This is a genomic window from Falsiroseomonas sp. RANM36, assembly GCF_056682175.1.
In genome coordinates, this window is the sequence record NZ_JBWXTD010000005.1 from 654,633 (window position 1) to 660,589 (window position 5,957).

The window sequence follows — 5,957 nt, forward strand, 5'->3', positions numbered from 1 at the left end:
GGGGGGTCCATCGCCCCCCCCCGCCCGCCCGCCCCCCGGGGGCGGCCGGCCGGGCGCGGCCTAGAGAACCGGCCCCAGCACCGCCAGGGTGTTGTTCCACAGCCGGCGGGACAGCGGCCAGGCGGCCGCATCGGCCTGCGCCACCGGGCGGGAGGCCGCGATCCATCCGTCCTGCCGGGCGCGCAGCGCCGCGGTCGCCGCCGCGTCGGCGAAGAGGATGTTGTTCTCGTAGTTCAGGTCGAAGCTGCGGCGGTCCATGTTGGCCGAGCCGATCAGCGCCACCGCGCCGTCCACGCAGAGCGTCTTGGCGTGCAGGAGCCCGCCGCCGAACTCGAAGATCCGCACGCCGGCCTCGAGCAGGTCGGCATAGTAGCTGCGGCTGGCCGCGGCGACGGCGGGATTGTCGTTGCGGGCGGGGAAGACGATGCTGGTCGCCACGCCGCGGAAGGCGGCGGCGCAGAGCGCGGCCTGCATCGCCTCGTCCGGCACGTAGTAGGGGGTGGTGATCACCAACTCCTGCCGCGCGGCGTACATCAGGCTCTGGAACATCTCGGGCATCGCGGAATGGCGCGCGGTGGGGCCGCTGGCCACCACCTGCGCGGCGATGCCGCCTTCGGCGACCGCCGCGGCCGGGGCCCGCTGGAGCAGCGCGGTCAGGTCCTCTCCGCCATGCGCCATCCAGTCGCTGGCGAAGAGGTGCTGGTTCTGCCAGGCGACCGGCCCTTCGAAGCGCATCACCACATCCACCCAGGGCGCATAGCGCGCCTTGATGCGGAAGGCGGCGTCGGCGCAGTTCTGGCTGCCGCAATAGGTGATGCGCCCGTCGATCACCACGATCTTGCGGTGGTTGCGCAGGTCGATCCGCCCGGCGAAGGGGCGGAGCAGCGGGTTGCCGACCGGCAGCGCACGGCCGAGCCGCACGCCCGCCTCGCGCATGCGCGGCCAGAGCGGGCTGGCGATCAGCAGGCGGCTGCCGAGGTCGTCCACCATCGCGCGGCAGGCCACGCCGCGCCGCGCCGCCCGGCAGAGCGCCTCCGCCACGGCCGTGCCGCTGTCATCGGGCAGCCAGATGTAGAACAGCAGATGCGCGTGGTCCTGCGCGCCCTCGATATCCGCCACCAGCGCGGCGATGGCGGCGGCCGAATCCGGCAGCAGCGTCGCGCGGTTGCCGCCGCAGGGCAGGTAGCCGGCAATGGACTGGCCGACGCGGAACAGCGGCTGGTGCGCCGGCGCGATCGCGGGTGCCGGCAGGCCGGCCGGCGGGGCCGACGGATCGGGCAGCGCGGCCAGCACGGCGCGGAGCCGCGCGATGCGGGCCCGGCCGATGCTGGTCTCGCCGAGCAGCAGATAGGCCAGCATGCCGACCACCGGCAGCGCGAGGATGACCACGATCCAGGCGATGCGGGAGGCAGGGTCGCGATGCGGCCGCAGCAGGACGCGCGCGATGAGGGCGCCCTGCAGGGCGACATGCAGCCCGATGTTCAGCCAGATCCACATGGCCGGCAGCGTGGCAGGATTCGCGCCGCGGGGCACCAGGGCACGCCCGGGCGGAGCGCCGCCCGGCCATGTTCAGCGATCCGTGCGACCCCGGGGGGGGGGGGGGGGGGCGCCCCCCCCCCCCCCCCCCGGGCGGAGGCGACGTCAGGAACCGATGATGCCGCCGTCGTCCTTCGTGATCACCAGCGTCGCCGAGAGCGGCACGCCGTCGCCATTGGGGAAGCGGCTGTTCGGCCGGCCCGCCGCCCAGTCCGCCGCCGAGGTGGTGGCGCCCGGGTGCTGCAGGTTCACGAACATCGTCCGCCGGTCCGGCGTGGTGACGACGCCCGTGACTTCCTGCCCGTTCGGGCCGGTGAGGAAGCGCCGCGTCTCGCCGGTGACGGGGTTGGCGCAGAGCATCGCGTTGTTGCCGAAGGGCGCCAGCGGGCCGCGCAGCTGCTCGCTCTCGCCGATGTCGGTCTGGATCCACATCCGGCCGTCGGCGTCGAACCAGAGGCCGTCCGGGCAGGCCAGCATGTTGTCGGCGGTGACGGTGGAGCCGGCGATGCGGCTGTCGCCCTCGGGGCCGGCGATCAGGAACAGGTCCCAGGCGAAGCGCGTGGCGGCGTGGTCGTCATTCGCCTCGCGCCAGCGGATGATCTGGCCGAAGCGGTTCTGCGCGCGCGGGTTCGGCCCGTCCACCTGCGCCTCGGTGCGGCGGGTGTTGTTCGTCAGCGTGAAATAGACGCGCCCGTCGCGCGGATCCACGGCACCCCATTCCGGCCGGTCCATCTTGGTGGCGCCCACCGCATCGGCGGCGAGGCGCGTGTTGACCAGCACCTCGGCCTGGTCGGCGAAGCCGTTGGCCGCGGTCAGCGGCCCCTGGCCATGCACCAGCGGCAGCCATTCGCCCGTGCCGTCGGCATTGAACTTCGCGACATAGAGCGTGCCCTCGTCGAGCAGGGAGCCGTTCGCGGTGGCGCGGGCGAAGGGGCGGGCGGAGACGAACTTGTAGATGTACTCGAACATGCTGTCGTCGCCGGAATAGGCGACCACCGGGCGGCCCTCGCGCGCCGGACCGAACACGATGCCCTCATGCGCGAAGCGGCCGAGCGCGGTGCGCTTCGCCGGCATGGCGTTCGGGTTGAACGGGTCGATCTCCACGATCCAGCCGAAGGCGTTGACCTCGTTGCGGTAGTCCTCGGTCGGAGCGGCGCCGGTGGAGGAGACGTTGAAGCGCGCGAACTCGTCGCCGCCGCCCCGCACCTGGTCCCAGTTGTAGCGCGCCTGGCTGGTGGGCACGCCGTAGCGGGCATGCTCGCGCGGCAGGCGCGGGCGGTCGCCGTCGCGGTCGAGGTTGCGGAAATAGCCCGCCCAGTTCTCCTCGCAGGTCAGGTAGGTGTTCCAGGGCGTGTAGCCATGCGCGCAGTTGTTCAGCGTGCCGCGCACGCGCGTGCCGTCGGGGCTGAACTTCGTGCGCACCAGCGCATGGCCGCGCACCGGGCCGGCGATCTCCATCGGCGTCGCGCCGTGGACTCGGCGGTTGCGCGCATCCGCCACCACCGCCCACTGGCCGCCGGCCTGCTTCGCGATGCGCACCACGGAGACGCCATGGGCGAAGATCTCCTTGCGCACCTCCTCGGCGTCGCGCGCGCCGTCCACCAGCGGCATGCGGCCGTTGCCGATGGACTGCCCGGCGGCGCGGGCGTGCATGAAGCGCGGCTCGATGTATTCGTGGTTCACCACCAGGAAGCCGTCGGTGCTGCTGCCTTCCTCGGGGTGGCGGCCCTCGATCGGGAAGAAGTGCATGCCGTCGTGATGCGCGCCGATCGCCTGCTCCTGCTCGGCGGCGCTGATCTCGGGCAGGCCCTTGGCGGCGGGGCGGCCGTTCAGCGGCGTGCCCTGCGGGATCAGCACCTGCACCGAATAGCCCTCCGGCACCACGACCGTGTCGTTGGCGCTGATCGGCACGGCCTTGAAGCCGATCGCCGGGCCCTGCGCCGCCGGCTGGGCGGCCGGCGCGGCGCCCTGCGCGCCCGCCGCTCGCGGCGCGGTGCCGATGAAGCCGGCGATGGCCGCGCCGAGCCCGCCCATCAGCATGCCGCGGCGGCCGAGGCGGGCCTCCGCGATCTCGGCGAAGGTCGGGTTGGAGGAGGCGTTGGAGGGGATCTCGTCCCCGGCCTCGAGGTCATAGGACAGGTGGCGCAGATCGTCCGGCATCGTCGCGTCTCCCAGGGGTGGCATGATGCGGCGCTCTTAGCGGCGCTCCGCGTCAGTTCCGCGACGGGATGATTGCGACGGTGTGACAAGAGGGCCGGCGCGGCACGCGCATCTGACCCGGTCATCCGGTTGACGTCCGCAAGGGCCCCGGCATTGTGACAGTTCCGTGACAGACGCGAGGAAACGTCGCATGCATCCGAACGAGTCCGAACCGGACCTGCCCGAGATCGAGGATATCGGCAGCAACCCCGCGCCGGCCACACCGATCGGCGCGCTGATCGAAGCCCGCCTCAGCCGCCGCGCCGCCCTGCGCGGCCGGGCCGGCGCCGGCGCCGCGGCGGCGCTGAGCGAGGCGCTGGTGCGGGAGGCGGTGGCGCAGCCCGCCCCCATCCCGGCGCGCGGCGGCCCATCCACGCTCACCTTCCAGGAACTCCGCCAGGGCCTCAGCCAGAACCACCAGGTCGCCGAGGGCTACGACGTGCAGGTGGTCATCCGCTGGGGCGATCCGGTGCTGGAGGGCGCGCCGCCCTACGATCCGCGCACACTCACCGCCGAGGGGCAGGCCAGGCAGTTCGGCTACAACAACGACTACCTGGACTACTTCCCGCTGCCCGCCGGATCGCGCAATTCCGAGCACGGCCTGATCTGCGTGAACCACGAATACACCAACACCAACCTGATGTTCGCCGGCATCGGCGAAGGCCGCGCCGCGCGCGGGCGCACCACGAAGGAGCAGGCGGCGGTCGAGATCGCCGCGCATGGCATGTCGGTGGTGGAGGTCCGCAAGGAGGGCGGCACCTGGCGCAGCGTGCCGGGCGGGCGGATGAACCGGCGGATCACCATGGAGACGCCGATGCGCATCAGCGGCCCCGCGGCGGGCCATGAGCGGCTGCGCACCAATGCCGAACCCACCGGCACGCGCGTGCTCGGCACGCTGAACAACTGCGCCGGCGGCAACACGCCCTGGGGCACCGTCATCACGGCGGAGGAGAACTTCAACCAGTATTTCGGCGGCGACGCGGCCGAGACCGGGCCGCAGGCGGCCGCCTATCGCCGCTACGGCATCGCCAAGGACGCGACCTATGCCTGGGGGCGGCACTTCGACCGCTTCAACCTCGACAAGGAGCCGAACGAGCCGAACCGCTTCGGCTGGATCGTCGAATACGACCCGTACGACCCGGAGAGCGTGCCGGTGAAGCGCACCGCGCTCGGCCGCTTCAAGCATGAGGGCGCGACGCACGCGGTCAGCGCCGATGGGCGCGTGGCCTTCTATTCCGGCGACGACGAGCGCTTCGACTACCTCTACAAGTTCGTCACCGCCCGGCCCTGGAACCCGAACGACCGCGCCGCGAACCGCGACCTGCTGGACGACGGCACGCTCTATGTCGCGAAGTTCGAGGAGCGCGGCGTGATGCGCTGGCTGCCGCTGGTGCATGGCCAGGGGCCGCTGACCGAGGCGAACGGATTCCGCAGCCAGGGCGACGTGGTGATCGAGGCGCGCCGCGCCGCCGACCTGCTCGGCGCCACGCCGATGGACCGGCCGGAGGATGTCGAGACCAACCCGGTGAACGGGCGCGTCTATGTCATGCTCACGAACAACACGCGCCGCACGGCGCAGCAGGTCGGTCCCGCCAATCCGCGCGCCAACAACGTGCATGGGCATGTGGTGGAGGTGATCCCGCCCGGTGCCGGCACCGACCGCGTGGACCATGCCGCGACGGAAGGACGGTGGGAGATCTTCCTGATGGCGGGCAAGCCCGGCCTCGATTCCGGCGCGCGCTACCATCGTGCGACCAGCGACAATGGCTGGCTCTCCTGTCCCGACAACTGCGCCTTCGACAGCAAGGGCCGGATCTGGATCGTGACGGACGGCGCGCCGGACAATGCCGGCATCGCCGACGGCGTCTGGGCGGCCGACACCAGCGGCTATGGCCGCGCGCTGACGCGGCTGTTCTTCCAGGCGCCGACCGGGGCCGAGGTCTGCGGCCCGCGCTTCACGCCGGACGACCGGACGCTGTTCCTCGCCATCCAGCATCCCGGCGAGGATCCGGGCAGCACCTTCGAGCGACCCTCGACGCGCTGGCCCGACTTCAAGGATGGCGAGCCGCCGCGTCCCTCGGTGATCGCGATCGTCAGGCGCGACGGCGGCGAGATCGGGACCTGATCCGCCGAAGCGGATGCGCCTGCGGCGCCCTCAGCGCCCCCGGCCGGCCCCCCCCCGCGGGCCGCCCGCGCCCGCCCGCCGGGTCGCCGGCCCCCGC

Annotated in this window: 3 protein-coding genes; 1 reads left to right on the forward strand and 2 read right to left on the reverse strand. The window is 72.7% G+C overall.

What is annotated here, in order from left to right; translation table 11 throughout:
* Window positions 1-60 precede the first annotated feature (60 nt).
* Both cls and AC1MIR_RS21190 read right to left on the reverse strand, forming a co-directional pair.
* Complete coding sequence (gene cls, locus AC1MIR_RS21185; protein ID WP_480030159.1) at window positions 61-1,497, reverse strand: cardiolipin synthase; 1,437 nt, start codon at window positions 1,495-1,497, stop codon at window positions 61-63.
* Window positions 1,498-1,641: 144 nt separating this feature from the next.
* Window positions 1,642-3,696, reverse strand: a complete 2,055-nt coding sequence (locus AC1MIR_RS21190; protein WP_480030160.1) for a PhoX family protein — start codon at window positions 3,694-3,696, stop codon at window positions 1,642-1,644.
* 190 nt (window positions 3,697-3,886) lie between these two features.
* Here AC1MIR_RS21190 and AC1MIR_RS21195 point away from each other — a divergent pair, with 190 nt between their 5' ends.
* Window positions 3,887-5,860: a PhoX family protein gene (locus tag AC1MIR_RS21195; protein WP_480030161.1), complete on the forward strand. Its 1,974-nt coding sequence runs from the start codon at window positions 3,887-3,889 to the stop codon at window positions 5,858-5,860.
* Window positions 5,861-5,957: the final 97 nt, after the last annotated feature.